This is a genomic window from Stenotrophomonas sp. KH_036_B (assembly GCF_057839485.1).
On sequence record NZ_CM174491.1, the window covers coordinates 1,186,331 to 1,212,791 of the forward strand.

A 26,461-nucleotide genomic window follows, 5' to 3' on the forward strand; every position below is an offset into this window, starting at 1 on the left:
AAGGCGAATCACCCTGCATACGTATTCAATGCAGATGCACGCATTGGAATCGATTACATGTCCGTCATCGCATTCGCGCTGCCGCTCCACGGTTTGCTTCGCAAACCGCGGACCCATGTCTCACCAGCACCCACACCCCGGTGCCTTCGGCACCGCCCCCTGACTCAGGGGGCTCTTCACCAGAAGGTTCCAGCGGCGCGGAAACGCTATAGCGGAATAAATCGGATGGCCTGGCCGCCGCCGGGTGCCAGCACGATATTCAACGTATCGGCGCTGGTGACGTCGCGGGTTTCGCGCTTGAAGGCGAACGGGTTGGTCTGATAATCCGCCCCGTCGCCGTCGCGGTAGATCTCGGCGCGGTAGCGCACGCCGGGTTCCAGGAACGACAGCGGTACCGGCAGGACCCGGCCGTGCTCGTCGGTGATGCTGCCCAGGAACCAGTCGCGGCTGTTTCGGTCCTTGCGCGCGATGGTGACGTAGTCGCCGACCTCGCCATCCAGAACGCGGGTGTCGTCCCAGTCCACCGCGACCTCCTCGATGAAGCGGAACGCCTCGCGGTGCTGCTCGTAGTGCTCGGGCAGGTCGGCGGCCATCTGGATCGGGCTGTAGATCACCACGTAGAGCGCCAGCTGCCGCGCCAGCGTGCTGGGAATGGCCTGGCCGTGGCGACCCTTCAGGCTGAGGATGCCGGGGGTGTAATCCATCGGGCCGGACAGCAGGCGGGTAAACACCAGGTTGACCTCGTGCTCGGGCGGATTCGGCGGCTGGCCCCAGGCGTTGTATTCCATGCCGCGTGCGCCTTCGCGCGATATCCAGTTGGGGTAGGTGCGGCGCAGCCCGGTGTCCTTGATCGGCTCGTGCGGGTTCACCGCGATATGCCGTTTCGCCGCCTCCTGCACCACCTTCAGGTGATGGCGGGCCATGAACTGGCCGTCGTGCCACTCACGCCACAGCGGCCCACCGGCTGGATTGCGGCGGTCGACCTGGCCGTCGTCGCAGACATAGCCGCTCTTGAATGAATCCACGCCCAGCCGCGCATACAGGTCCAGCGCCGCGCCCAGCTGGTCTTCGTAATGCTCGATCGCGCAGCCGGTCTCGTGGTGCCCGATCAGGTGCACGCCCTTCGTTGCGCCATAGGCCGACAGCGCCTCGATGTCGAAATCCGGGGTCGCCCGGGTGAAATCGAAGTCGTAGCCGTTGCCCACCCAGTCGCCGTCCCAGCCGGGATTCCAACCCTCGACCAGCACGCCGCGGAAGCCGTGGGCCGCAGCGAAGTCGATCACCTTCTTCGTCTTGGCGGTGGTCGCCGCATGCTTCGGCCCCGTCGCCCAGCTCTCCTCGTCCAGGTGCATCGACCACCACAAACCCAGGTACTTGGACGGTTTTACCCAACTCACGTCCCCCAGCGCATTGGGCTCGTTGAGGTTGAGGATCAGGTTGGATTCCACCAGCCCGCCGGCGGTATCGCTGATCTGCAGGGTGCGCCAGGGCGTATCGAAGGGCAGGGTGCGGCGCACCTTCCAGCCTTCGGCCGACGGCGAGAGCTGCGCGCGCAGGCGCTGGCCGTCGGTGCGGCGCAGCCACATGCCGGCGTAGTCGACCAGCGCCGCCTCATGGATGGCCACGTGCAGGCCGTCATGGCTGCGCAGCGTAAGCGGGGTGTGCGCCAGCGGCACCTGGTCCAGCGGCGTGCGCTGGTAGAGGTATTCGTAGTGGATGGGCTCGCCGGCCGGAATCCACCACGCGGTGGAGGCGGGCGCGATGGCGAACTCGGTCAGCTCATCGTCGATGGTCGCCTCGCGCAGGCCAGGTTGCTGCGGGAAGTGGTAGCGGAAGCCCAGGCCGTCGTCGTAGACGCGGAACACCACGTCCAGGCGGCGCTTGGCCCCGCTGCGCTCGCCCAGGTGCACGGTGACTTCGTTGTAGTGGTTGCGCACCTCGCGGCGTTCGCCCCACGGCTGCTCCCAGGTGTCATCGACACGGCGGGTGTCCTGCCCGAGCACCGCCAGGTCGCGGTCCAGGCGCCCGTCGCGCAGCTGGAAGCCCAGCTTCGACTCGGCCACCACGGTCTGGCCGAAGCGCTCCACCCGGTAGCTGGGCATGCCGCCATCGAGCTGCAGCGAGACGCGCAGTACCTTGCCGGGGGAATCGGCGCTGGCCACGGTGACCGGTTCAGCCTGTGCACCCACGGCGCAGAGCAGCAACGACAGCGCCAGCCAGGCCAGCGGACGGGGCGCGGAACGCGCGCGAAGCAACGGCAAATCGAGTGGCATTTCCCCTCCCAGGGCAGCCTGTACCAGCTCCGGACTATAGCCACGGCCACCTCCGCCTCGCGGCGCCGAGCCATGAATACGTATGCATGCGGGCGTCCATTACGGTCGGGCTGTGCGGCGAGCGCCGGTCGTCGCCTACCATGCAGGCAGGCACCCTGGGAGGGGGCCGCGACGACAGTGCCCCGGTGCTGTCGAACCACACCGCGTGCAAATAGGGAGGGAGGCTGACAGGCGCAAGCCGGTCTGCCGCTTTCGATGCTGAAGACGATCTGCCTGACCGCTGCCCTTGGGGCGGCGCTGGTGTCCACCGCTGCGGCGGCGGACCTCACATTCGACGGCCGCACCGCGCGCGCCGAAGCCACCCAGGCCGGCGGCTACCGCCTGTTCGCCGCGCGCAGCGAGGTGGCGATCGATGCCCCGGACATGCGCAGCCGCACCGACAGCGTGATGTTCGACGCGCTGTTCGCGCTGGCCCAGCAGGAACTGGCGGCCGACCGCGTGGACGCGATCCGCGACCCCGCGTTCAACTACGGCAACCCGGTGGACTGCGACTGCTTCCAGACCGGCGAGCGCTGGCCCTACGTGTGGACGCGCGATGTCAGCTTCGCCACTGATCTGGCGCTGGCGCGGCTGGACCCGATCCGTGCCCGCAATTCGTTGCGCTTCAAGCTGTCCGCGGCGCGTGATGGGCACACCCCGGGCCTGTTCGTCGCCCAGGACACCGGTTCCGGTGGCAGCTGGCCGATCAGCAGCGACCGCGTGGTGTGGTTCCTCGCCGCACGCCACCTGCTCGAGGGCGACAGCAGCTTCGCCACGCAGACCTGGCAGGCGCTGCAGGCCACGCTGGCCCAGGACCGCGCCATGGTCTTCGACGCGCGCACCGGCCTTTATCGCGGCGAGACCTCGTTCCTGGACTGGCGCGAGCAGACCTACCCGGACTGGACGCGCCAGGACGTGCGCTTCATCGGCGATTCCTTCGGGCTGTCCAGCAACGTGCTGCACTACCAGGCGCTGCGCCTGGCCGAACACCTGGCCCGCGAGTTGAACGACCCGCGCGCTGCGGAATACGCTGCCTGGGCCGATGCGCTGGCCAAGCAGATCGACGCACGCTTCTGGCGCGAAGACGCCGGCATGTACATGAGCTACATCGGCGAGGCGGCGCACCCGGTGCCCTACGCCAAGTACGACCTGCTGGGCATCTCGCTGGGCGTGCTGGCCGATGTGTTCCCGGCCGAGCGCGCCCGCCGCAGCCTGGCCAACTACCCCTACGTGGAAGGCGGCAGCCCGGTGGTGTGGCCGCAGGAGGCGCAGCAGCCGATCTACCACAACCGCGCCGTCTGGCCGTTTGTCAGTGCTTATTCGCTGCGGGCGGCACGCAAGGTGGACGACGCCACGCGCATCCAGCGCGAGATCGAGTCGCTGATGCGCGGTAGCGCGCTCGCCGGGTCGAACATGGAAAACCACGAGATGCGCACCCTGGCCGTGCATGTCGACGAGGGCCCGCTGAGTGGGCCCGTGGTCAACTCGCCGCGCCAGCTGTGGTCGGTGGCGGGCTACCTCTCGATGGTGCTGGAAGGCGTATTCGGCGTGGAGGCCGACGGCAGCGTCGCACCCAAGCTGCCGGTGGCGCTGGTGCCGCAACTGTTCGGCAAGCGCGGCCGCATCGAACTCAACGACGGCAAAACCACGTACATCCTCAAGCGCCCCAACACGCTTGAAGGCGATCTGCTGGTAGCAAAGAAGATCACCCGCAAAGGCAACACGGTCACCGTGCAACTGGAACCGCGTAGGGACACGCCACGCGTGTCCGCTTTCCGCACAGACGCCACCAACCCCAACGGCTTCGCCCCCGCCACACCCGCAGCCCCGAAACCGCAGAAGCGCGGCAACACCTGGACGATCGCCATTCCCGCCAACCACCAGCTCTGGCAGGACGGCAATCCGGTCGGCACCACCACTCACATCGTTACCGACGACGGCCACCAGCACTGCCTCAGCCTCACCCGTCGCGAAGGCGCACTGGAATCCCTGCACAGCCCGATGACCTGCATCGGCCCGCAGCAGCGCCTGGCCGGCGCGACGAAATGGAACTGGACCGCCGCCACGCCCACCCGCGTGCGCATCCGCCTGCGCTACGACAACCCGAATGGCCCGATCAACACCGGCGTCACCGCCGCGGTCAAACAGCTGGCCGTGCAGTGCGCCGGCCAGCCCCTGCAGCGCGCCACCGTGGTGATGCCGCACAGCGTCGGCCCGCAGGACTCCACCGCCGCCGAACTCGACCTGCCCAAGGGCCGCTGCCGCTTCACCCTGGAACCGGGCTTCAACATGAGCGCGCTGGAACACTTCGCCCAGTACAACGGCGGCAAGGGCGGGCGCGACGGCGTGCTCAACGCAGCCAAGGTCAGTGCGCTGTTGATCGCGCCGGTGGCCGGTGATGCGGAGGCCGCACGATGAGCCGCACCGCCAAGCCGACCCTGTCGTTCTGGCAGATATGGAACATGTGCTTCGGCTTCCTGGGCATCCAGTTCGGGTTCGCCCTGCAGAACGCCAATGCCAGCCGGATCTTCGAGACGCTGGGCGCGCCGATGGATGCGGTGCCGGGCCTGTGGATCGCCGCGCCGCTGACCGGCCTGCTGGTGCAGCCGATCATCGGCTATATGTCGGATCGCACCTGGACCCGCTGGGGCCGCCGCCGGCCGTATTTCATGATCGGCGCGGTGTTCACCACGCTGGCGCTGCTGGTGATGCCGAACTCGCCCACGCTGTGGATCGCGGCGGGCACGCTGTGGGTGCTGGATGCCTCCATCAACGTGTCGATGGAGCCGTTCCGTGCCTTCGTCGGCGACAAACTGGCCCCACGCCAGCGGCCGCGTGGCTATGCCATGCAGAGCTTCTTCATCGGCGTGGGCGCCATCGTGGCCAGCTTCCTGCCCTTCATCCTGGCCCACTTCGGCGTCGCCAACACCGCCGCCGCCGGCGAAGTGCCGCCCACCGTGCGCTACGCGTTCTACTTCGGCGCCGTGGTGCTGCTGGCCTCGATCGCCTGGACCGTGTTCAGCACACGCGAGTACTCGCCGGCCGAGCTGGCCAGCTTCGACGACGCCGAACCACCGGCCGTGCACCAGTCCGCGCCGGTGGCCGGGCCGCCGCCGCTGCTGCAGATCGGCGGATGGATCGCGCTTGGCCTGGTACTCGCCGCGGCCATCGCGTGGCGCGACGGCGACAAGATGCTCTACGTGCTGGCCGGGCTGTGCATCGCCTACGGCGTACTGCTCGGCGTGGCGAGGCTGCTGCCCGGCCCGCACATGCTGGCCACCATCGTCGACGACCTGCGCAGCATGCCGCGCACCATGCGCCGGCTGGCGTGGGTGCAGTTCTTCTCGTGGTTTGCGCTGTTCGCGATGTGGATCTACACGACCGCCGCGGTGGCAGGCACCCACTTCGGCTCCACCGATGCCAAATCGGCGGCCTACAACGAAGGCGCCAACTGGGTGGGCGTGCTGTTCGGCGCCTACAACGGCTTCGCCGCACTGGCTGCACTGCTGATTCCGCTGATGGTGCGACTGATGGGCCTGCGCGTGAGCCACCTGGTCAACCTGTGGCTGGGTGGGCTGGGGCTGATCTCGCTGATGCTGATCGACGACCCCAGGTGGCTGCTGCTGTCGATGGTCGGCGTGGGCTTCGCCTGGGCCTCGATCCTGTCGCTGCCGTATGCACTGCTGTCCGACAGCGTGCCGGCCGCCAAGATGGGCGTCTACATGGGCCTGTTCAATTTCTTCATCGTCATTCCGCAGCTGGTCGCGGCCAGTGCGCTGGGTTTCATGCTGCGCCTGTGGCTGGGTGGCAACCCGATGCACGTGCTGGCGCTGGGGGGCGTGAGCCTGCTGATCGCCGGCCTGTGCGTGCTGCGCGTACCGTCCCACCAGGAGGTTGTCTGATGCTGTCTCGTTCGCGTTTGTCGCTGGGCCTGTCGTTCGTACTGCTGGCCGGCAGCGCCGTTGCCGCCCCGCGCCCGGAGTACGTGGGCACGCTGGAGCCGTTCGCCAGTGATGCGGTGTACTTCGTGGTCACCGACCGCTTCGTCAATGGCGACCCGTCCAACGACCACCGCGACCAGGGTGGCACGCACCGCACGTTCGACATCCCGGTGCCGTGTCCGGACAAGGTGGACGGCAACATCGGCTATCTCGGCGGCGACTTCCGGGGCGTGTTGGACAATGCCGCGTACATCCGCAACCTCGGCTTCGGTGCGGTGTGGATCACGCCCATCATCGACAACCCTGACGAGGCCTTTACCGGCAGCAAGCCGATCAGCTGCACCAGCACGCTCACCGACCGCGGCAAGACCGGCTACCACGGCTACTGGGGCATCAACTTCTACACGCTGGACGAGCACCTGCCCAGCAAGGACCTGGACTTCGCGGGGCTGACCCGTGGCCTGCACGACGCGCAGCTGAAGGTGGTGCTGGACATCGTGGGCAACCACGGCTCGCCCGCCTGGACCATGCCGGTGAAGCAGCCGCAGTTCGGCCAGATCTTCGACAAGGACGGCACGCGGATCGCCGACCACCAGAACCTGCCGCCGCAGCAGCTCGATCCGCAGCACAACCCGCTGCACGCGTTCTACAACAGCATCGGGCCGGTGGACGGTGACAAGGGCTCGATCTTCGACGGCAACCTGGCCGAGCTGAGCGACTTCAACCAGCACAATCCGGCGGTGATGGACTATCTGGTGGGTGCCTATCTGCAGTGGACCGCGCAGGGCGTGGATGCGCTGCGCATCGATACCATCGGCTGGCTGCCGCATCCGTGGTGGCATGAATTCGTCAACCGCATCCGCGCCGAGCACCCCGGCATGTTCATGTTCGGCGAGGCGTTCGACTACGACGCGCGCAAGATCGCCGAACACACCTGGCCGGCCAACGCCAACGTGAGCGTGCTGGACTTCCCGCTGCGCGGGGCGCTGTCGAGCGTGTTCGGCAAGGAACAGAAGGGCTTCGAGGCGCTGGCCGAGCCGCTGCACCTGGTGGGTGGTCCCTACGCCAATCCGTACGAGCTGATGAGTTTCTACGACAACCACGACATGGCGCGGCTGGACGCCACCGACAACGGGTTCATCGACGCGCACAACTGGCTGTTCACCGCGCGCGGCATTCCGGTGCTGTACTACGGCTCGGAAACCGGCTTCATGCGCAGCCGCGCCGAGCACGCCGGCAACCGCGCCTACTTCGGCCAGGCGCGTGTTGACGCCGCGCCGGAGAGTCCGATCTTCCGGCCGCTGCGGCGCATCGCCAGGCTGCGTGAGGCAACCCCTTCGTTGCAGCGTGGGCTGCAGGTCAACGAGCGCCTGCAGGGCGACGAGGCGGTGTTCTTCCGCGTGCTGCAGCATGGCGATACCGCGCAGACCGCGCTGGTGCTGCTCAACAAGGGCGACACGGTACGCAGCATCGAGGTCAGCCGCTACCTGCAGCCGGGTACCTGGCGTGATGCGCTGGGCGGCAGCAGCGTGCAGGTCACGCGCAGCCTCAAGGCCGAGGTGCCCGCGCATGGGGTGAAGGTGTACCTGCTGGACGCGGCGGTGAACCAGCAGGCGCTGGAAGCCGAGCTGGCAAAGGCGGTGGCGGATCAGGCCGAGCGCAGCAGGCGCCTCGGCCAGTAGTGCCGGCCGCTGGCCGGCTCCAGGCGATAAAGGGTTCATGCGGAGCCGGCCAGCGGCCGGCGGTGTCCTGGCGATGACAGGTTCATAGGGAGCCGGCCAGCGGCCGCCGGTGCCCTGGCGATGACGGTTTCATGCGGAGCCGGCCAGCGGCCGGCGGTGTCCTGGCGATGACGGTTTCATGGGGAGCCGGCCAGCGGCCGGCAGTGTCCTGGCGATGACAGGTTCATAGGGAGCCGGCCAGCGGCCGGCACTACGGTAAAATTGTTGTATGACTGACCTTGCTCCCCAGACCCCGATCGAAACCCTTCTTCAATCCGCCATGGACGGCCAGCTGCCGATCGGCGCGTTCATGAAGGCCTTCGTCGCCTCCGACGTGATGCTGCTCACCGGCAGCCTGGTGACCCCCGACGGCAGCGGTTTCGACCCGCTGCTGTTCGACAAGCAGGGCGTACTGCATGTGGCGGTGTTCACCGACATGGCACGGGTCGGCTTCCACAGCCAGCAGGCCCCGCACACGATCCGCATGCAGATGCTTGAGGTGCTCAAGCGGGTACCCGGCGGCTACGGGGTGGTGGTCAACCCGGGCACCACGCTCGGCCTGGAATTGTCGCCCGCGGGTATCGGCGAGATCCTCAAGGACTTCGCCTGACGTCTTCTCGACGTGATCGCCACGTCAATGAATGGGGCTGAAACTCGACGTTTTGTAGAGCAGCCGATCACACAATCCCTACACAGCGGCCGTTGCTAGACTCGCCCCGTCAAATCGGGGGACCTTCATGCAAACACAGACAACGCGCGTCGCCACGGGCATCCAGGGCCTGGACAGGATCCTGGCCGGCGGGCTACCGCAGGGTCGCCTGTACCTGCTCGAAGGCCCGCCCGGATCGGGCAAGACCACGCTGTCGCTGCAGTACCTCCTGCAAGGCCTGTCGCAGGGCGAGCGCTGCCTCTACGTCACGCTGTCGGAGACCGCCGAGGAACTGCGCGAGGTCGCCAATGCCCACGGCTGGTCGCTGGACGGGCTGGACCTGTTCGAGCTCGGTTCGGCCGAGGACGCGCTGGGCAACGGCCGCCTGCAGTCGGTGCTGCATTCGTGGGAGGTCGAGCTCGACGAAACCGTCAACCTGATTCTCGGTGAGGTCGATCGCATCCGGCCGCACCGCGTGGTGTTCGACTCGCTGTCCGAGCTGCGCCTGCTGGCGCAGGATTCGCTGCGCTACCGTCGCCAGATCCTGGCGCTGAAGCAGTTCTTCGCCCCCAAGAGCGCCACGGTGATCCTGGTGGACGACATGACGTCCACCGGCGAGGACCGCGATGGCCAGCTGCACAGCCTGTGCCATGGCGTGGTGTCGCTTGAGCGGCTGACGCTGGACTTCGGCGCGGCCCGGCGCCGACTGCAGGTGCAGAAGCTGCGTGGCGTGAACTTCGTTGCCGGCTACCACGACATGGTCATCCGCAGCGGCGGCTTGGAGGTCTTCCCGCGTCTGATTGCTTCCCAGCACCACGAGACCTTCGGCGAGTCGCCGATCGGCAGCGGCGTGGCCGAGATCGACAACCTGCTGGGCGGTGGTCCGCTGCGCGGCACCAGCACCCTGTTGACCGGTCCGGCCGGCAGCGGCAAGACCAACGTGGCGCTGCAGTACGTGTGGGCCGCATGCGAGCGCGGTGAGCGCTGCTGCATCTTCGAGTTCGACGAGCGTGTCGGCACCCTGATGGCCCGCGCCCAGGCGCTGCATATCAATCTGGAGGCGCACGTCGCCGCCGGCCGGCTGGAAATCGTGCAGATGGACCCGGCCGAAATCTCGCCGGGCGAGTTCGCCTGGAACGTGCAGAAGGCCGTCGAGGATCGCGGCTGCAGCGTGCTGGTGATCGACAGCCTCAACGGCTACGTGGCCGCCATGCCGCAGGAAAAGCAGCTGATGCTGCAGCTCCACGAGATGCTGTCCTACCTCAACCAGAAGGGCGTGGCGACCTTCCTCATCAATCCGCAGCACGGCCTGGTCGGCACCATGTCCACCGGCAACCTCAACGTGTCCTACATTGCCGACGCGGTCATCCTGTTCCGTTTCTTCGAGGCGCAGGGTCGGATCCGCAAGGCGATCTCGGTCATCAAGAACCGCGGCGGCGCGCATGAAGACACCATCCGCGAGCTCAAGATCAACGGCAAGGGGCTCACGCTCAGCGCCCCCTTGAACGAGTTCAAGGGCATTCTCACCGGCACCCCGGAGTTCGTGGGCGATTCGGCCTCGCTGCTGGCCCACCCGTATGCCGGATGACGCCGGGTGTGGCGGCATCGTCCATATCGTCGCGCCGTTCGGGCGTGATGCCTCCAGCGTGGCGGCGGTGCTGGTCACGGCAGGGCTCGACACCCGCGTGGCGCCCAGCCTGGAGGCGCTGGGCGATGCGCTGGACGACCACGCCGGCGTTGTCCTGATTACCGAGGAAGCAGTGGCCGGGGGCACCGAGGTGCTGCTGGCGCGGTTGTCGCGGCAGCCGGCCTGGTCCGACCTGCCGGTGATCCTGCTGCGTTCACCGCGTGCGCATCGGCGTTCCCCGTTCGAGAGCCTGCTGCCGCGCACGGTGAACGTGGTCGAGCTGGACCGCCCGCTGGGCAGCATCTCGCTGCTCAGTGCGGTGCAGGGCGCGCTGCGGGCGCGCGCCAAGCAGTTCCTGGTGCGTGACCAGATGCGCGCGCTGGCCGACAGCCGCACCGCGCTGGCGCGCAGCGAGGCCGAGCTGCGCCTGATCGCCGATGCGATGCCGGTGCTGATCGCCTTCGTCGACCGCTCCCTGCATTACCGGTTCGCGAACAAGGCGTACGAGGCCTGGTTCGAGCTGCCGGTGGGCGAGGTGATCGGCAAGCACATCCGCGACGTGGTCGGCAGCCAGGTGCTGGAAGAGCGTCTGCCGGCGATGGAGCGGGTGCTGGCCGGCGAGGAGCGGGTGTTCGAGGTCAGCTGGCCCACCCGCGACGGTCGCCGCCGCGATTGCGAAGTGCGCTATACCCCGCGGCGCGCCGTCGACGGCACGATCGACGGCTTCCACGTGTTCGCCACCGACATCACCGTCGCCAAACTGGCGCTGGAAGCCAGCCGCCAGCACGCGCATGAGCTGGAAACCGTCGTCGCCGAACGTACCCGGGAGTTGAAGGCGCAGATGGCCGCACGCGAAGCCAGTGAGGCGGCGCTGCGGCAGTCGCAGAAGATGGAGGCCATTGGCCAGCTCACCGGCGGCATCGCGCACGACTTCAACAACATGCTGACCGGCATCCTCTCCGCGCTGGACATCGTGCGCCTGCGCCTGGAGATGGGCCGCGTGGACGACCTGGAACGCTTCCTCGACACCGCCACCGCGTCCAGCCAGCGCGCCGCCGCGCTGACCCAGCGCCTGCTGGCCTTCTCCCGGCGACAGTCGCTGGATGCGCGGCCGGTGGAGCTCAACGAGCTGGTGGGGTCGATGCAGCACCTGCTGCGCAGCACGCTGGGCGAGACCGTGCGCATCCACACCGATGTGGCGGATGCACCGCTGCACGCCACCCTGGACGCCAACCAGTTCGAGAGCGCGTTGCTCAACCTGGCCATCAATGCGCGCGACGCCATGCCCACCGGCGGCGCGCTGACCCTGCGGACCTTCCCGGTGCGGCTGGCCGAGGGCGAGCGCACCAGCGTGCCCGCCGGTGACTACGCGGTGGTGGCCGTGGCCGACACCGGCACCGGCATGCCGCCGGAGGTAGTCGAACGCGCGTTCGAACCGTTCTTCACCACCAAGCCGATCGGCAAGGGCACGGGCCTGGGCATGTCCATGGTCTACGGCTTCATGCAGCAGTCCGGCGGCCACATCGCCATCGACTCCACGCCGGGGCAGGGCACCACCATCTCGCTGTTCATTCCGCTGGTGGACGCCGCGGCCGAGCCGGAGCCGACCACGCCTGCCGCGCCGATGGCCTTGGGCGACGGGCAGTCGATCCTGGTGGTCGAGGACGACCCGCAGGTGCGCATGCTGGTGACCGTGGTGCTGGAAGACTTGGGCTACCAGGTCGAGGTGGTCGGCGATGCCGATGAGGCGATGCCGGTGCTTGCCTCGTCGCGGCGCATCGACCTGCTGGTCACCGACGTCGGCCTGCCGGGTCTCAACGGTCGCCAGTTGGCCGAGATCGCCCGTCAGTCGCGCCCGACGCTGCCGGTGTTGTTCATGACCGGCTATGCGGAGAAGGCGCAGGAGCGCGCGGCGTTCCTGGAGCCGGGCATGAGCATGATCGCCAAACCCTTCCTGCTCGATGCGTTCAGCGACGCGGTGCGCGGCGCCATGGCCGACACCGCGCAGGATGCCAACGCCTGAGTCCAATCGTCACTCTGTCCAATGTCACGCGTTGAGGTAATCCCCTGCCGCACCCACGACCAACGGTCGTGGACTACCAACAATGTGTCATTGATCATGGGGGCAGGTACCGACCGTTGGTCGGTACGGCGCGGTATCAGCGCGCCGCCAGCGACGATTCGCGCAACACCAGCTTCACCGGAATGGTCTGGCTTTCCACCGGCTCGCCCTGGATCAGCGCCAGCAGTCGTTCCACCAGCAACTGGCCGGCCTGCTTGGTGTCCTGCTGCACCGTGGACAGCGTCGGCGAGACCGAGGCTGCCAGCGGAATGTCATCGAAGCCGGCCAGCGCCACATGCTGCGGAATGCGCACGCCGTGCTCGCGCAGGGCGCGCATCGCGCCGATGGCGATCAGGTCGCTGGCCGCGAACACCGCATCGATGGCTTCGCCATCGGCCAGCAGCGACTGGCACGCCTCGTAGCCGGACTGTTCGGTGGTGATCGCATCGAACTGCAGCGCCGGCTCAACCGCCACGCCGCGTGCCGCCATCGCGGCCACGTAGCCGCGGTAGCGTTCCTCGAATTCGGGGTAGTGGCTGGAGGCATGGCCGACGAAGGCGATGCGCCGGCAGCCCTGCTCGAGCAGGTGGGCGGTAATGTCGAAGCCGCCCTGGAAGTTGTCGCAGCCGATCGACACGCCCGGCTGGTCCGGCAGCGCCGCGCCCCAGCGCACGAAGTGGGTGCCCTGTTCAACCAGCCGCTGCAGCCGCTCGCGCGACTCGTGGTAATCGCCGTACCCGAGCAGGATGATGCCGTCGGCCTTGTTGCTGTCTTCGTAATCGGCCTGCCAGTCGGTGGACAGCTGCTGGAACGACACCAGCAGGTCGTAGCCGCGCAGCGCGCAGGCGCGGGTGATCGAACCCAGCATGGCGTGGAAGAACGGGTTGATCAGCGAATCGTCGTTGGTGGGGTCTTCAAAGAACAGCAGCGCCAGCGTGCCGGCATTGCGCAGGCGCAGGCTGGAGGCGTTCTTGTCCACCTTGTAATTCAGCTCCCGGGCGATCTTCAGGATCCGCTCGCGGGTTTCCTGGTTCACCATCGGGCTGCCGCGCAGCGCCCGCGACACCGTCGGCTGGGAAACCCCGGCCAGGTGGGCGATATCCAGGGAGGTTGCTTTACCGCGGATGGTCATGGAGGGCAGGGCTGGGACGACGGGAGCCATGATGCCATGGCCCCACGGAACCCGGGGGCGACGTAGAGCTACGCCCTGCGTGGCTTCGCGGTCCTGAACGAAGGGCAGCCACGCAGGGCGTGGCTCTACGGCCCGTTGCGCGCAGCGATGACGCGTTCTATCCCCTGTTCTCGGCCAGTATGTTGCAGAACAGCGCGCCCTGCTCAATCGCATCATCCAGCGCCACATGCGTGTGCGGCATCCTGTCGAACCAGCGCTTGGGCATGGTGCGCTTGGTGGCGGCGCGGTAATCCGTCTTCAGCACCGCCATCGCAAAGGTCTTGATGTCCAATGCGGAATGCGAGAACGGGCTTTCGCCGGCAAACCGCATCAGATACCAGTACACGAACAGAAAGTCGTATGCGGCGGGATACCCGACGAACACCGGTTTGCCCGGCAACGCCTTGAGCCACGCCACATAGCGCCGCATGGCCGGCTCCGGCGCCTCGCACGCCTGGCGGCAGGCCGCCCAGGCCGCCGGCTGGGTCGCCCACCAGGCCATGGTGTCCGGATGACCCTGGGCCTCCGGCAGCGTGTCCAGATTGGCGGAAAAGGTGGCCACCAGCGTCTTGTCGGCCAGGTAGGCCGCTGACCCGAAGCTCAGCATGGAATGCGGGCCGGGAATGGGGCCGTCGGCTTCAACATCCGTGCTGACGTAGATCTCCTGCATCTGCTTGTTCATGGGCAAAGTCTAGCCCGGACACAGGCAGACAAGGTGCCCCATAGCCGCGCCCCCCAAGGCCTGAGCCAAAATCCGAGTCCTACGGGGGGGCATCCCCGACACGGCCCGCCCCGGCTGGGATGATAGAATGCGCCGTTCTGTCATCCCACCCAGATTCCCGTGGGGCTGGCCACGACGCCGCACCGCACAAGGGTGTGATATCGGTCAGGCCTGCCCTCGGACAACGGAAGAGCAATCCTATGGCGCGCGGCATCAATAAAGTCATCCTGGTCGGCAACCTCGGCAACGACCCGGAAGTGAAGTACACCCAAGGCGGCATGGCGATCACCCGCATCAGCCTGGCCACCACCAGTGTCCGCAAGGACAAGGATGGCAACCAGCAGGAACGCACCGAATGGCACCGCGTGGTGTTCTTCGGCAAGCTCGGCGAAATCGCCGGCGAGTACCTGCGCAAGGGCAGCTCGGTCTACGTCGAAGGCAGCCTGCGCTACGACAAGTACACCGGCCAGGACGGCGTGGAGAAGTACTCCACCGACATCATCGCCGACGAAATGCAGATGCTGGGCGGCCGTGGTGAAGGCGGCGGCGGCGGTGGCGGTGGCAACTTCGCCGGCGGCGAGCGTCCGCAGCGCCAGCAGGCCCCGCGCCAGGAATACGGCGGTGGTGGTGGTGGTGGCGGTCAGCGCAGCGGTGGCGGCGGTGGTGGTGGTGGCTACGGCCAGCAGCAGCGCCCGCAGCAGCAGCCGCAGCAGTCGGCACCGCCGATGGACGACTTCGCGGACGACGATATTCCGTTCTGAGTCGCACCCGCACCGCGTTTCATCAAAAGGCCCGCTCTTCAGCGGGCCTTTCTTCTTTGGAGCTCACTTGCAATCTGTTGCCAAATGGGCGACATGTGTCGCCTAATGAGCAACACTTCGCTACTGATGGCTACCCTGTTCCCAGGCACCCGCCAACGGGTGCTGGCAGTGTTGTTGCTGCAGCCGCATTCCAATTTCTACCTTCGCGAGTTGGCCAGGATCACCGGCACCCACGCCGGCACCCTTGCACGCGAATTGGACAAGCTCACCGAGTCTGGGCTGCTGTTGCGGAGCGAGCAGGGGAACCAAGTGCACTATCGGGCTAACCGCGCCTGTCTGCTGTTCGACGAGCTGGCTGGGATCTTCCGCAAGACCCATGGTGTGGTGCCCGTCCTTCGCGATTCATTGCGGTCAGTGGCCGATCACGTCTCCTTGGCATGGGTCTTCGGTTCGGTGGCGAAGGGTACCGACGTGAGCAGTAGCGATGTTGATCTGCTGGTTTTGGGCGATATGGGGTTCGCCGACCTGGTGCGTGCGATCCACCCCGCGCAGGAGGTGTTGCGCAGGGAGATCAATCCTGTGCTGTACTCAATGGAAGAGTTCATGCGGCGGGTGCGGACCGGTGATGCGTTTGCCACCGAGCTGTTGGCGACGCCAAAGCTGCTGGTCATAGGAGACAAGGATGGCGTTGAAAAACTTGCTGGCGATCCGGCAGCTCCAGGCGCACAGCGCTGAACCCATCCAACTGCGTAAGTTGCTGGACGCCGCCAGCGCAACCTCACCGACTACCAGGGGGATCCTGTATCCGATGCAACCCTGAAGGCCTGTATCGATCACGCCGCCCGTTTGCTGCTGCATGCAGAGCATTGGCTGCGTGAGCGACATCCGGAAGTGTTCACGCTATAGCGCGTGAATGCAGCACGTTCATCGCGACAGACCTCGACCGGCGCAGATGGTCATTGGGCGGGCTCGCTTGCCGCAGCCTCGTTCGTGCAGCCGACGAACGCCTGTTGATTGAACGGGTTGTTCTCCGAACAACGCTCCACCAGGTAGTGCGAATCCTGTTTGAGAATACGTATTCTCGTAATGTAATCGCTGAAGAAGCACTGTTTGTTGAACTCAATCAGCTCGGTGCCCTTGCGTCCTCCCGGCAATGTGATGTCAGTGATGACGACCCGTCCATCAGCGCCGCACTCTCCTGATGCCTGCGGTGGCAACACCAGGACGGACACGCTTGGCCCTCCCTTGCAGCGGAACGTCTGTCTGCCTGTTTGAGCGTGCCGGTAGCCGTCGCTGTCCAGTCCGGTACCTGAGAGATCGGCGGTCGTTGCGATGATGGTCATGCCTGCATCGCTCCCGCACCTGTAGGCGGCGCTTACCGGTGGGTTTGTTTTCCCGGCCCCCGAAGCGTGAGCACAAAGACCCGTTGTCAGAAGCGCCAAGGCCAGTGGACAGGTTCTGATGGTCATGTGCTTGCTTCTCTGCAGGCATGGCGAAGGGGGGGAGATGCAGGTGCCAGCCAGTGTGGCGCTGTTCCGTTCAGAAGACGATTGGACCACAGCCACGTGGTGCTCGGCGCATGGGTAGAGGCGCTGCGCACTCACCTGCATGCTGCCCCGCAGCATGGATTTTCGTGCACTGCGTCTTGCAAAAAAACGATTCCGTCCCCTATGGTGCAATCGATTGCATTTCTCTAAATCGTTGCACTTGATACCGGTTGGGAGGCCGGCAGGCGGATGTCCATCCCCTCGATTGGATCGATCCAAGATGCACGCCTCACTCGGCGCGACGCGTTGCGCATTGCGGTCGCCGGAAGCGTTGGCTTGGCCGCCGCCGGGCTGCTGCCTGCGGCGGCCGCCACCGCGCCCCTCAAGGGCAACCTGAAGCATTCCGTCGCCCGCTGGACCTTCCCGCAACTGTCCGTGGCCCAGCTATGCCAGACGGTGAAGGACATCGGCTTCGCCGCCATCGACCTGGTGGGTCCGGGGGATTGGCCCACGCTGAAGGCCCATGGCGTGTACAGCTCGATGTGCAACGGCGCCGAGCTGGGCCTGACCAAGGGGTTTGCCGGCCGCGAGTTCCACGACGAACTGGTGGAGCGCTACACCCGGCATATCGACCTCGTGGCCGAGGCCGGCTACCGCAACCTCATCTGTTTTTCCGGCAACCGCAACGGCATGGACCCCCAGCAAGGCATGGTGAATGCCGAAGCCGGGCTCAAGCGCATTCTCGGGCATGCCGAGAAGCGCGGCGTCGTGCTGGTGATGGAGCTGCTGAACTCCCGGGTCGATCATCCCGACTATCTATGCGACCACTCCGCGTGGGGCGTGGAGCTGTGCAAGCGGCTTGGCTCGGATCATTTCGGCCTGCTGTACGACATCTACCACATGCAGATCATGGAGGGCGACATCATCGCCACCATCGGCAGGCATCACCAGCATTTCAAGCATTACCACACCGCAGGCGTGCCTGGCCGGCACGAGATCGGAGACCAGCAGGAACTGAACTACCCGGCCATCTGTCGCGCGATCCGCGACACCGGTTTCGATGGGTATCTGGCGCAGGAATTCATTCCAACCGCACCCGATCCCGTCGGCTCGCTTCGCGAGGCCATCCGCCTCTGCGACGTCTGAAAACGATATCCACCAAGGTGAAGTAGAACCCATGGCAGACAATCATTACGACGCGATCGTCGTCGGCTCGGGAATCAGTGGCGGTTGGGCGGCGAAGGAACTGACCGAGAAAGGCCTCAAGGTCCTGATGCTGGAACGCGGGCGCAACATCGAGCACGTCAAGGACTACGTGAACGCGATGAAGGAGCCGTGGGATTTCCCGCACCGTAACCGGCCTACCCAGGCGATGAAGGCCGACTTTCCCGTGTTGATGCGCGACTACGGCCTGGTCGAAAACCTGCAGGGCATGTGGGCCGACGAAAAGGAATCGCCCTACACCGAGACCAAGCGCTTCGACTGGTTCCGCGGGTATCACGTGGGCGGACGCTCGCTGATGTGGGGGCGGCAGAGCTATCGCCTGTCCGACCTGGATTTCCAGGCGAACCTGAAAGACGGCATCGCCACCGATTGGCCGATCCGCTACGCCGACATCGCGCCCTGGTACGACCACGTGGAGAAGTTCGCCGGCATCGCCGGCACGCGCGAGGGGCTGGATGTATTGCCGGACGGCGAGTTCCTGCCGCCGATCCCGTTGAACATCGTCGAAAAGGACGTGGCCGCGCGGATCAAGAAGGCCTTCGGCGGCACGCGGCACATGATCCATTCGCGCACGGCGAACATTACCCAGCCCATGCCCGAGCAGGGCCGCGTCAACTGCCAGTATCGCAACAAGTGCATCCTGGGCTGTCCGTTCGGCGCCTATTTCTCCACCCAGTCGGCCACGCTGCCGGCCGCCATGAAGACGGGCAACCTGACGTTGCGGCCCTTCTCGATCGTGAAGGAAGTGCTGTACGACAAGGACCGCAAGCGCGCGCGGGGCGTGGAGGTCATCGATGCCGAGACCGGGCAGACGTACACGTACACGGCCAAGGTCATCTTCCTCAACGCCTCCTCCTTCAACTCGTCCTGGCTGCTGATGAACTCGGCCACCGATGTCTGGGAAGGCGGGCTGGGCTCGTCGTCGGGCGAGCTGGGGCACAACGTGATGGACCACCATTTCGGCGCCGGCGCCTCCGGCCGTGTCGAGGGGTACGACGACAAGTACTACTTCGGCCGTCGTCCCTGCGGCTTCTACATTCCCCGTTTCCGCAACGTCGCTGCCGACAGACGTGGTTACACGCGCGGGTTCGGCTACCAGGGCGGCGCCAGCCGTAACGGCTGGTCGCGCGAGATCGCCGAGCTGAACATCGGTGCCGACCTGAAGGCCGCGCTGACCGTGCCCGGCGACTGGCGTATCGGCATGACCGGCTTCGGCGAAATGCTGCCCCACCACGACAATACGATCCGCCTGGACCCGGACCGCAAGGACAAATGGGGCTTGCCGGTGTTGGCGATGGATGTGGCCCTGCGCGAGAACGAAAAGGCCATGCGCAAGGACATGGCCGCCGATGCCGCCGAGATGCTGGAGGCCGCGGGCGTCAAGGACGTGGAGATGCACGACAACGACTACGCCCCGGGCAAGGGCATCCACGAAATGGGCACCGCGCGCATGGGCCGTGACCGCAGCAGCTCCGTGCTGAACCAGCACAACCAGGTCTGGGACGCGCCCAATGTCTACGTGACCGACGGCGCGTGCATGACCTCCAGTGCCTGCGTGAATCCCTCGCTGACCTACATGGCGCTGACCGCACGGGCCGCCGACCATGCGGTGCGCGAACTGAACGCGGGGAACCTCTGATGGACCGCCGCGACCTGTTGAAGATGATTGTTGCCGCCACGGGGGCGGCCATGGTCGGTCTGCCCGCGCTGGTCCACGGCCAAGCGCCGGCAGCGGGCGCGACAGCCGCCTTCTCCGCCGCCGATATCGCCACGCTGGACGAGATCGCCGAGAGCATCCTGCCGCGGACCGGTACGGCAGGGGCGAAGGACGCCGGCGCCGGTGCGTTCATGGCGCGATTCGTCACCGACTGCTACACCGCCCCGCAGCAGGCGGCATTCCACGCCGGCCTGGCCGATATCGACAAACGCGCTGGCGGCCGGTTCGTGTCGCTCACCGCGAACGACCGCACCGAACTGCTGCGCGCGTTGGATGCAGAGGCACGTAAACGCGTGGGCGAGGTGAACGAGACCGGCACGGCCGAAGCGGGCGAAAAAATGCCGCATTACTTCACGATGATCAAGCAGCTGGCCATCTTCGGTTTCTTCACCTCGAAGGTCGGTGCGACCGAAGTACTGCAGTACGTCGCCGTGCCGGGGCGCTACGACGGCGACCTGGCCTATGTCCCCGGTACGCCCGCGTGGGCGACCAGCTGATGAGGAACACGATGATCAAACCGATCCTGATGGTGGCGTGCGTGCTGGTCACGGCACCCGTGTCTGCACAGGCCGATGACCCCGCGCGCGATCCGACGAGAACCGAGGTGTGGAAGCCGGTGCCCGCAACCGTGGCCACGCCGTCCAACGGCGCGCCCTCCGACGCGATCGTGCTGTTCAACGGCAGGGATACCTCCGCCTGGGAGTCGGAGCAGGGCGGGCCCGTACCCTGGAGCGTTGCCAAGGGGGCGCTGACGGTGGTTCCGGGCAGCAAGGGCATCCGTACCAAACAGGATTTCTGCGATATCCAGCTGCATGTCGAATGGCGCACGCCCACTGCGACCAAGGGCTTCGACGGCCAGCACCGCGGCAACAGCGGCATCTTCCTGCAGGGGCTGTATGAGCTGCAGGTGCTCGACAGTTACAACAACCCGACCTATGCCAACGGCCAGGCCGCATCGCTGTACAAGCAGGCCATCCCGCTGGTGAACGCTTCGCGTGCGCCGGGTGAGTGGCAGGCCTACGACATCATCTGGAAGGCCCCGCGTTTCTCGCAAGGAGGCGGACTTCTGTCACCCGCCCGCATCACCGTGCTGCACAACGGCGTGCTGGTGCAGGACGACACCGTCCTGTCGGGCAAGACCGAGTACATCGGCGCGCCTTCGTATGCGCCGCACGCGTGCGCGCCGCTGTATCTGCAGGAACACGATTCCAAGGTCAGCTACCGCAACATCTGGGTGCGCAAGCTGTAGCGCCGGCGCGAAGCCCCGGCGCCGGCATCCTATTTCGCCAGGTAACTGGCGAGATTGTCGATGTCCTGTGGCGACAGCTGGGAGAAGGGTGGCATCAACCCACCGCCCTTGCTGATCTTTTCCTTGATCTGCGCCGGTTGCAGCCGCTTGGCGACATCGGTGAGGGCGGGGAATGTCGGCGGAACGCCGGCCCGGTTGGCGCCGTGGCAGGCGATGCAGTGCGTTGCGTAGAGCTGCGCGCCGGCGGCAGGGTCGTCCTTGGACCACGCCGGCGTGGCCAACGACGCTGCACCTAGAACCACAGCCATTGTCAGGATCGTTCTCAAGCAGGGCTCCTTCGCTGGCTAGCGCTGTGCACTGGCGGGCAGCTGGGCGGTCAGGTGGTGGCGCAGGTAGTCCGCGCCGGTCTTGATGACGGTGGCCGGATCACGCGGTTGGTCGTGCTCGACGATGTACCACTGCACGCCAGCTGCGGCAGCGGCTGGCAGGATCGCGTCCCAGTCCAACACGCCCTGGCCGACAGCGGCGAAGCCGCCCTCGTCTTCGGCCTTGCCCTTGGGTGCATTGTCCTTGGCGTGCACCGCGAACACGTGGCCGCGGAATCTGCCCAGCATCATCACCGGGTCATGGCCCGCACGCGCCACCCAGGCCAGGTCCAGCTCGGTCTGCAGGTCGGGGCCGGCTGCGGCGAACAGCAGCTCCAGGCCGGTTTTGCCGTTGAAGTCGACCAGCTCGAAGTCATGGTTGTGGTAGGCCAGATGCATACCCTGGGCGTTCGCCTGCGCCGCGATCCGGCCCAGTTCCTGGCCCAGTGCCGTCCACCCCGCGGCATCGGTCGGCCGGTCCTTCTCATCCAGGTAAGGCACCACCAGCGTGGTGTTGCCGATCGCACGGTTGAACGCCACCACCCCCTTCAGGTCGCTGCGCAGATCGGCCAGTTGCACGTGCGACGAAATGGCCCTGATCGAGTAGCGGTCCAGCAGCTGCTTGAGCTCGGCGGCGCTGACGTTCTGCGTGCCGACCGTTTCCACCGCGCCGACGCCGGCGTCGTGCACGATCTTCAACTGCTGGTCGAGCGTGCCGGCGTGGCGGAGCGTGTACATCTGCACCGCGATGGGCTGCCTTGCACCGGCGGGGTCGCCGGCGAAGGCGGGCAGGGCAGCGAGCAGCAGCAGTGCGAGGGTCGTGGTCCTGCGTGTAGCGGCTTTCATCAACACATCCTCCCGGGATTCAAACAATGGCGGTCCAGGCGCGCGTCCTGGCCGATGTGATGACGCGGTCGACGATCAGCGCCGAGCGCACGCCGTCCTCGAAGGTGGGCAGCCCGTGTGGCCGCTCGCCTTCGATGGCGCGGTAGGTGTCGGCGACAAACGCCTCGAAACAATCGCCGTAGCCCTGCGCGTGGCCGGCGGGCAGCACCGACAGGCGGCGTTGTTCGGCACTGCCGGCGCCCGGTCCACGCACGAAGATCTCCTCACGCTGGTCGGGCAGGCCGACCCACAGCCGCTCGGCGTCCTCCTGATTGAACGCGACGCTGGCCTTGGCGCCGTCGATCTCGAACCAGAGGCGATTGCGGCGTCCCGCCGAGACCTGGCTGACCGTCAAGGACGCCAGCGTACCGGCGCCGGTTCTGAACATCGCCGCGGCCACGTCCTCGCTCGATACCGCCTGCATCGCGCCGCCCGCCGCCGGCGTGGTGAAGCTCTGCCCGGTGAGGGTGCCGCGCTCGGCGATCACGGTGGCGAACGCCGCGCTGACCTCGACGAAGCGCTCCCCGCCGACCCATTCCACCAGGTCGCACCAGTGCGAGCCGATGTCGGCGAACACGCGTGACGCGCCACCCAGTGCGGGGTCCACGCGCCAGTTGTTGCTGGCCGGGTCCAGCAGCCAGTCCTGCAGGTAGCTGCCGTGGATCAGGCGCAGCGGTCCCAGCTCGCCCTGCGCGATGCGCGCGCGCGCTTCGCGGATCACCGGGTGGTAGCGGTAGACGAAGGGCACCGTGGCGACCAGCCCGGCCGATGCGGCCAACGCCGCCAGTGCCTGGGCGTCTTCCAGCGTGGTCGCCAGCGGCTTCTCGCAGATCACGTGCTTGCCGGCTTCCAGCGCGGCCTGTGCCATGGCGCGGTGCAGGTGGTTGGGCGTGCAGACGTGCACGACCTGCACCTGCGGGTCGGCGATCACTTCTTCAATGTCGCGATAGCCGTGCGGGACCCCCCACGACTGCGCGACCTCGCGCGCGCGTTGGGGGGACGAGGCGGCTACGCCACGGATGTCCGCACCGGCCAGCAGGGCCGCGCGACGGTGCACGGCGCCGATCATGCCGGTGCCGACGATGGCGATTCCAAGCGTGCGCATCGGGTGGGATCCTCAGGGCGTGGAGGGGGCGGTCGCAACGAGCGGCCGGTCGCGGAACAGCACCAGGAAGGCAATCAGCACCACCAGCGCGACGCCGGCCGGGAACAGCCAGATCTGCTGCCAGTCCGGGCCCGCCGCCGTGGTGTAGTGCTCCACCACCGCGCCGGACAGGAACGTGCCGATCAACATGCCCACGCCGTAGGTGGCCAGGGTGATGAACCCCTGTGCGCTGCTGCGCGCGGCGGGGCCGGCATGCGCATCGGTGTAGATCTGGCCGGTGACGAAGAAGAAGTCGTAGCAGATGCCGTGCAGCACGATGCCGATCACCAGCAGGGAGAAGCCGCCACCGGCGTCGCCGAAGGCAAACATGACGTAGCGCACCACCCACGCGGCCATGCCGACCGCCAGCATCGTCTTGACCCCCAGCCGCACGAACAGGAACGGCATGGCCAGCATCAGCAGCACTTCGGACACCTGGCCCAGCGACTGCAGGCCGGCCGCGCCGCGCACCCCCAGGTCGTTGAGATAGGGGTTGGTGAAGTTGTAATAGAACGCCAGCGGGATGCAGATGGCGATGGACGCCAGGAAGAAGACCAGGTACGAGCGTGACTTCAGCAGCCGCAGCGAGTCCAGCCCCAGGATCTGCCCCAGCCCGGCGTCGCGCTGCTGCGCCAGCGGCGGCGTGTGCGGCAGGGTGAAGGCATACAGGCCCAGGGCCAGCGACGCCATCGCCGCCATCTGGAACGTCAGTTCGAGCGTATGCGCCTGTTCCCAGCCCAGCCAGCCGATCAGTACGCCGGCCACGATCCAGCCGACGCTCCCGGCCACCCGCACCAGCGGGAATTGTTTTTCAGGCGAATGCATGTGCCGCATCGCCACGCTGTTGGCCAGTGCCAGCGTCGGCATGAACAGCAGCATGTAGCCCATGACGCAGGCGAAGAACGTGTTGAAGTCCGTCGCCGTGGATGCCAGCCACATGAGCACCGCTCCGGCCAGGTGCAGTACCGCGAGGATGCGCTGCGCGGCGAAGTAGCGATCGGCAACCAGGCCGACCAGGAAGGGCGCCACGATGGCGCCGATGGACTGGCTGAGGAACGCCGTGGCCACCTGGCTTGCGCTGGCCTGGAGCGGGCCTTGCACCAGGTACGTGCCCAGGGTCACGAACCATGCCCCCCAGATGAAGAACTGCAGAAACATCATCGCGCCCAAGCGCGACATGGTGTGCGTCATGGCTTGCCCTCCCAGGCGGTAGTAGCTCAGATCCCCAGCATGTGGCGTAGTGCTTCCGGATCAGTGCCGCTGCCGGCAAAGTCGTCGAAGGCACGTTCGGTCACGCGGATGATGTGGTCGCGGATGAACGCGGCGCCCTCACGCGCGCCATCCTCCGGGTGCTTCAGGCAGCACTCCCATTCCAGCACCGCCCAGCCCGGGAAATCGTATTGCGCGAATTTTGAGAAGATTGCCTTGAAGTCGATCTGGCCGTCCCCGAGCGAACGGAACCGCCCCGGGCGATCGATCCAGTCCTGGTAGCCGCCATACACGCCGCTGCGCGCACTGGCGCGGTACTCCGCGTCCTTGACGTGGAAGATGCCGATGCGCGCGTGATACCGGTCGATGAAACCCAAGTAGTCGATGTGCTGCAGCAGCAGGTGGCTGGGGTCGTACAGGATGTTGGCGCGGGGGTGGTGGTCCACCACATCAAGGAAGCGCTCGAAGGTCGCGCCGTCGTGCAGGTCTTCGCCAGGGTGGATCTCGAAGCACAGGTCCACGCCGCAGGCGTCGAACGCATCCAGGATGGGGCGCCAGCGGCGGCCGAGTTCGGCGAAGGCTTCCTCCACCAGCCCCGGGGGGCGTTGCGGCCAGGGATAGAAGTAAGGCCAGGCCAGCGCGCCGGAGAACGTGGCATGCGCGGTCAACCCGAGGCGCTGGCTGGCCTTGGCGGCCAGCATCAACTGCTCCACGGCCCAGGCCTGGCGGGCGGAAGGATCGCCGCGCGTGTCCGGCGGTGCGAAGCCGTCGAACAGGCTGTCGTAGGCGGGATGGACGGCGACCAGCTGCCCTTGCAGGTGCGTGGACAGCTCGGTGATCTGCAGGCCGTGTTCGGCCAGCATGCCGGTGATGTCGTCGCAGTACGCCTGGCTGCGCGCAGCCTCGGCCAGATCGAACAGGTGGGGCGTGCTGGTGGGCACTTGCAGGCCAGAATAGCCCAGGCTCGACGCCCACGCGGCGAGCGTGTCGAGCCGATCAAATGGAGGCGTGTCGCCGATGAACTGCGCCAGGAACAGCGCCGGACCCTTGAGCGTCTTCAACGTGATTCACCCGGATGCAATCGATTGCATTACCCTAGCAGGGCCTTCAGAAAAACCTGTTGTGCACTGCACAGCGAAAAGAAGAACCTCAAAAACCATGGCCACCATCTACGACATCGCAAAGCACGTCGGCGTCTCCGCAGGCACGGTGTCGCGGGCGCTATCCCGGCCGGAGAAAGTCCTGCCGGCCACGCGCACGCGCATCGAGCAGGCCGCCGCCGCACTGGGCTATGTCCCCAACACGGTCGCCAGGACGCTCAAGACCCAGCGCAGCGGCAAGATCCTGGTCACCGTCCCGGACATCGCCAATCCGTTCTTCGCCCAGATCCTGCAGGGCGCGGAAGAAGCCGCACAGGCCGCGGGCTACGCCGTCCTGCTGGGCGACACCCAGCACCGGCCCGAGCGCGAGGAGCGCTACGCGCAGATGCTCCGTCGCAACGAGGCCGACGGGCTGATCGTGCTGGGGCATCGCCTGCCGCCGACCGCGCGCGAGATCGTCCAGCAGCAGGGCAACGACGCGCCTGTAGTCAACGGCTGCGAGTTCGACCCCGCGCTGGGCATTCCCAGCGTCCACATCGACAACGCGGCCGCCGCCCGTGCGGTGATGGAACACCTGTACGGGCTGGGCCACGAGCGGATCGCCGTGGTGGGTGGGCCGCCCGACAATCCGCTTCACCAGCAACGGTTGGAAGGCGTCCGTGCTGCCGGCAGGGCGCGCGGCCGTCTGCGCGGTTTGAGCGTCGCGCCGGGCGACTTTTCCGTGGAATCCGGCCATGCGGCCGGGATGGCGCTGTTGGCCGGCGCGGATGTGCCCACCGCGATCTTCTGCTTCAGCGACCAGATGGCGCTGGGCGTGTTGGCTGCCTGTCGGGACCTGGGCATCCGCGTGCCCGATGACCTGTCCATCGTCGGCTTCGACGACCTGTCGTCCTCCAGCTACCTCACGCCCGCGTTGACGACCGTCAGGCAGCCCATGCGGGAGATCGGTGTCCGCGCGGTCAACCTGCTGCTCGCCATCATCGAAGGGGTGGACGTGCCGCTCCAGCAGACGCTGGATTTCAGTTTGATGGTGCGCGGTTCGACGGGCGCGCCTACGGTGCGGTAGTGCACGTGTCGAATCCGTTTGTTTAGCCGACGCATGGCAACCTGATCGGC

Annotated in this window: 22 protein-coding genes; 13 read left to right on the plus strand and 9 right to left on the minus strand. The window is 66.7% G+C overall.

The genetic code is table 11. The features are described 5' to 3' along the window. Positions 1-206: 206 nt before the first annotated feature. On the minus strand, positions 207-2,273 hold the full coding sequence (locus AC3ITN_RS05495) for a glycoside hydrolase family 97 protein (protein WP_489392288.1): 2,067 nt from the start codon (positions 2,271-2,273) through the stop codon (positions 207-209). A 255-nt stretch (positions 2,274-2,528) separates the two neighbouring features. On the opposite strand from AC3ITN_RS05495, the gene AC3ITN_RS05500 reads away from it, so the two are divergent. The 6 genes from AC3ITN_RS05500 to AC3ITN_RS05525 all read left to right on the plus strand — a co-directional run bounded on the left by AC3ITN_RS05500 (position 2,529) and on the right by AC3ITN_RS05525 (position 12,273). Beyond that, complete coding sequence (locus AC3ITN_RS05500) at positions 2,529-4,730, plus strand: alpha-L-rhamnosidase-related protein (protein ID WP_489392289.1); 2,202 nt, start codon at positions 2,529-2,531, stop codon at positions 4,728-4,730. Continuing rightward, positions 4,727-6,214, plus strand: coding sequence for an MFS transporter (locus AC3ITN_RS05505; RefSeq protein ID WP_489392290.1), 1,488 nt, complete (start codon positions 4,727-4,729; stop codon positions 6,212-6,214). Before AC3ITN_RS05500 ends, AC3ITN_RS05505 begins: the two co-directional genes overlap by 4 nt. Beyond that, the gene (locus AC3ITN_RS05510; protein WP_489392291.1) at positions 6,214-7,935 is read left to right on the plus strand and encodes an alpha-amylase family glycosyl hydrolase; all 1,722 of its coding nucleotides are present in this window, start codon (positions 6,214-6,216) and stop codon (positions 7,933-7,935) included. The genes AC3ITN_RS05505 and AC3ITN_RS05510 overlap by 1 nt, the downstream gene beginning before the upstream one ends. Positions 7,936-8,203: 268 nt before the next feature. Next, positions 8,204-8,584 carry an SseB family protein gene (locus AC3ITN_RS05515; RefSeq protein WP_489392292.1) on the plus strand — a complete coding sequence of 127 codons (381 nt, stop codon included), beginning with the start codon at positions 8,204-8,206 and terminating at the stop codon, positions 8,582-8,584. Between the two features lie 127 nt (positions 8,585-8,711). After that, positions 8,712-10,211 (plus strand): DUF7125 family protein, encoded by a 1,500-nt coding sequence (locus AC3ITN_RS05520; RefSeq protein ID WP_489392293.1) that lies wholly within the window; start codon positions 8,712-8,714, stop codon positions 10,209-10,211. Then, on the plus strand, positions 10,201-12,273 hold the full coding sequence (locus tag AC3ITN_RS05525; protein WP_489392294.1) for a hybrid sensor histidine kinase/response regulator: 2,073 nt from the start codon (positions 10,201-10,203) through the stop codon (positions 12,271-12,273). Before AC3ITN_RS05520 ends, AC3ITN_RS05525 begins: the two co-directional genes overlap by 11 nt. A gap of 136 nt (positions 12,274-12,409) precedes the next feature. Here AC3ITN_RS05525 and AC3ITN_RS05530 read toward each other — a convergent pair whose 3' ends face one another. Further along, positions 12,410-13,444: a LacI family DNA-binding transcriptional regulator gene (locus AC3ITN_RS05530; RefSeq protein ID WP_489392875.1), complete on the minus strand. Its 1,035-nt coding sequence runs from the start codon at positions 13,442-13,444 to the stop codon at positions 12,410-12,412. A 157-nt stretch (positions 13,445-13,601) separates the two neighbouring features. Further along, positions 13,602-14,165, minus strand: a complete 564-nt coding sequence (locus tag AC3ITN_RS05535; RefSeq protein WP_489392295.1) for a 3'-5' exonuclease family protein — start codon at positions 14,163-14,165, stop codon at positions 13,602-13,604. Between the two features lie 239 nt (positions 14,166-14,404). On the opposite strand from AC3ITN_RS05535, the gene AC3ITN_RS05540 reads away from it, so the two are divergent. Further along, a complete protein-coding gene (locus AC3ITN_RS05540; protein ID WP_489392296.1) occupies positions 14,405-14,965 on the plus strand; it encodes a single-stranded DNA-binding protein in 561 nt (186 codons plus the stop codon). Between the two features lie 105 nt (positions 14,966-15,070). Beyond that, a complete protein-coding gene (locus AC3ITN_RS05545) occupies positions 15,071-15,700 on the plus strand; it encodes a nucleotidyltransferase domain-containing protein (RefSeq protein ID WP_489392297.1) in 630 nt (209 codons plus the stop codon). 221 nt (positions 15,701-15,921) lie between these two features. Here AC3ITN_RS05545 and AC3ITN_RS05550 read toward each other — a convergent pair whose 3' ends face one another. Beyond that, on the minus strand, positions 15,922-16,308 hold the full coding sequence (locus AC3ITN_RS05550; RefSeq protein WP_489392298.1) for a hypothetical protein: 387 nt from the start codon (positions 16,306-16,308) through the stop codon (positions 15,922-15,924). A 393-nt stretch (positions 16,309-16,701) separates the two neighbouring features. Between AC3ITN_RS05550 and AC3ITN_RS05555 the strand changes: the two genes are divergently transcribed. From AC3ITN_RS05555 to AC3ITN_RS05570, 4 genes are read left to right on the plus strand one after another with little or no spacing between them, the layout of a single operon-like run. Continuing rightward, positions 16,702-17,598: a hydroxypyruvate isomerase family protein gene (locus AC3ITN_RS05555; RefSeq protein WP_489392299.1), complete on the plus strand. Its 897-nt coding sequence runs from the start codon at positions 16,702-16,704 to the stop codon at positions 17,596-17,598. A 31-nt stretch (positions 17,599-17,629) separates the two neighbouring features. Further along, complete coding sequence (locus AC3ITN_RS05560) at positions 17,630-19,315, plus strand: GMC oxidoreductase (protein WP_489392300.1); 1,686 nt, start codon at positions 17,630-17,632, stop codon at positions 19,313-19,315. Continuing rightward, positions 19,315-19,890: a gluconate 2-dehydrogenase subunit 3 family protein gene (locus AC3ITN_RS05565; protein WP_489392301.1), complete on the plus strand. Its 576-nt coding sequence runs from the start codon at positions 19,315-19,317 to the stop codon at positions 19,888-19,890. The genes AC3ITN_RS05560 and AC3ITN_RS05565 overlap by 1 nt, the downstream gene beginning before the upstream one ends. Positions 19,891-19,901: 11 nt before the next feature. Then, complete coding sequence (locus AC3ITN_RS05570; protein ID WP_489392302.1) at positions 19,902-20,642, plus strand: 3-keto-disaccharide hydrolase; 741 nt, start codon at positions 19,902-19,904, stop codon at positions 20,640-20,642. A 29-nt stretch (positions 20,643-20,671) separates the two neighbouring features. On the opposite strand, the gene AC3ITN_RS05575 is transcribed toward AC3ITN_RS05570, so the two are convergent. The 5 genes from AC3ITN_RS05575 to AC3ITN_RS05595 are packed head-to-tail and all read right to left on the minus strand — an operon-like array spanning position 20,672 to position 25,306. Next, positions 20,672-20,950, minus strand: coding sequence for a c-type cytochrome (locus AC3ITN_RS05575; protein WP_313343402.1), 279 nt, complete (start codon positions 20,948-20,950; stop codon positions 20,672-20,674). A gap of 36 nt (positions 20,951-20,986) precedes the next feature. Next, the gene (locus AC3ITN_RS05580; protein ID WP_489392303.1) at positions 20,987-21,853 is read right to left on the minus strand and encodes a sugar phosphate isomerase/epimerase family protein; all 867 of its coding nucleotides are present in this window, start codon (positions 21,851-21,853) and stop codon (positions 20,987-20,989) included. A gap of 19 nt (positions 21,854-21,872) precedes the next feature. Next, on the minus strand, positions 21,873-22,997 hold the full coding sequence (locus AC3ITN_RS05585; protein ID WP_489392304.1) for a Gfo/Idh/MocA family protein: 1,125 nt from the start codon (positions 22,995-22,997) through the stop codon (positions 21,873-21,875). A 12-nt stretch (positions 22,998-23,009) separates the two neighbouring features. Beyond that, positions 23,010-24,227 carry a nucleoside permease gene (locus AC3ITN_RS05590; protein ID WP_489392305.1) on the minus strand — a complete coding sequence of 406 codons (1,218 nt, stop codon included), beginning with the start codon at positions 24,225-24,227 and terminating at the stop codon, positions 23,010-23,012. A 26-nt stretch (positions 24,228-24,253) separates the two neighbouring features. Next, a complete protein-coding gene (locus AC3ITN_RS05595; protein ID WP_489392306.1) occupies positions 24,254-25,306 on the minus strand; it encodes a sugar phosphate isomerase/epimerase family protein in 1,053 nt (350 codons plus the stop codon). 97 nt (positions 25,307-25,403) lie between these two features. On the opposite strand from AC3ITN_RS05595, the gene AC3ITN_RS05600 reads away from it, so the two are divergent. After that, positions 25,404-26,411, plus strand: a complete 1,008-nt coding sequence (locus AC3ITN_RS05600; RefSeq protein WP_489392876.1) for a LacI family DNA-binding transcriptional regulator — start codon at positions 25,404-25,406, stop codon at positions 26,409-26,411. Positions 26,412-26,461 lie beyond the last annotated feature (50 nt).